This is a genomic window from Paragemmobacter amnigenus (assembly GCF_009908265.2).
Classification (GTDB): domain Bacteria; phylum Pseudomonadota; class Alphaproteobacteria; order Rhodobacterales; family Rhodobacteraceae; genus Paragemmobacter; species Paragemmobacter amnigenus.
The window spans coordinates 1-1,272 of the sequence record NZ_JAAATX020000030.1; the positions used below are offsets into that span (position 1 = coordinate 1).

At 63.8% G+C, this 1,272-nt stretch carries 1 protein-coding gene; it reads right to left on the reverse strand.

Annotated features, from left to right (window positions below; genetic code table 11):
* Positions 1–19: 19 nt before the first annotated feature.
* Positions 20–1,209, reverse strand: a protein-coding gene (locus GU927_RS20375; RefSeq protein ID WP_161764232.1) for an IS3 family transposase whose coding sequence is annotated in 2 segments (ribosomal slippage) — positions 20–948 and positions 948–1,209 — 1,191 coding nt in all. Because the reading frame shifts where the segments join, the coding sequence is not laid out codon by codon here.
* Between the last annotated feature and the right edge of the window lie 63 nt (positions 1,210–1,272).

Consider the following 1,272-nt stretch of genomic DNA (forward strand, 5'->3'; position numbering starts at 1 on the left):
GTGACCTGCCACTGAACTTTCATCCAGCCGCGACCGGAGCCGGTAGCTGATTTACGCCTTTCGGCGTAGGTTGAGCAATCGCCCGGCGCGCGGAGCTCTCATCGCGTGCAGCGGGACGGGCGATTGCGGTGGTCAGGTGCAGAGCGAAACCTGCAGGGGTCTGGTAGCCGAGGGCCGAGTGGGGCCTTTCGGTGTTGTAGTCGGTGACCCAGGCTGCGATCAGGTCGCGGGCATGGGCAAGGTTGCGGAACAGCGTCTCGTTCAAGAACTCGTCCCGCATCCTGCCGTTGAAGCTTTCCACAAAGCCGTTCTGCGTCGGCTTTCCCGGCGCGATGTAGTGCCATTCGACCTTGTGCTCGGCGCACCACTTCAGGATCGCGTTCGAGGTCAGTTCCGTCCCGTTGTCCGACACGATCATCCCGGGCTTGCCACGTCGTTCGATCAGCGCTGTCAGCTCCCGCGCCACGCGGCGGCCCGAGATGGATGTATCCGGGATCGCCGCAAGGCACTCGCGCGTGACATCGTCGACGACGTTCAGCACCCGGAAGCGCCGCCCGCATGCGAACTGGTCATGCACGAAGTCCAGTGACCAGCGCGCATTGGCCCGCGCCTCCATCAGGATCGGGGCCCTCGTTCCGATGGCCTTGCGGCGCGCTTTGCGTTTACGCACCGTTAACCCTTCCTCGCGGTAGAGCCGGTAAATGCGGTTGATCCCCGACGCCTCGCCTTCCCGCCTGAGCAGGACGAACAGCCGTCGGTAGCCGAACCTGCGCCGCTCATTGGCCAGATCGCGCAACCGCCCGCGCAGGGCCGTGTCCGGCGCGCGCTGCGACTGGTAGCGCACCATCTTGCGGTCCGCCCCGGCAATTTGACACGCCCGCCGTTCCGACAACCCAAGATGGGCCTTCAGATGCGCGACAGCCTCGCGCTTCGCGACGGGCGTCACCATTTTTTTGACAAGAGTTCCTTCATCGCCGCCATGTCGAGCATCTGCTCGGCCAAGAGCCGCTTCAGCTTCGCGTTCTCGTCCTCCAGCGCCTTCAGCCGCTTGGCCTCGGACACCGTCATCCCGGAATACTTCGCCTTCCAGGCATAGAACGTGCCCTCAGACATCCCGTGCTTGCGGCAGAGATCGGCACACTTCGCGCCCGCCTCATGCTCCTGCAGGATGCCTATGATCTGCTCTTCCGTCAGTCGTGCCTTCTTCATCGTCCGTCCTCTCCATGGGCCGGACTCTAATCGCAGGTGGAGGAAAAATCCCGTGGCAGGTCA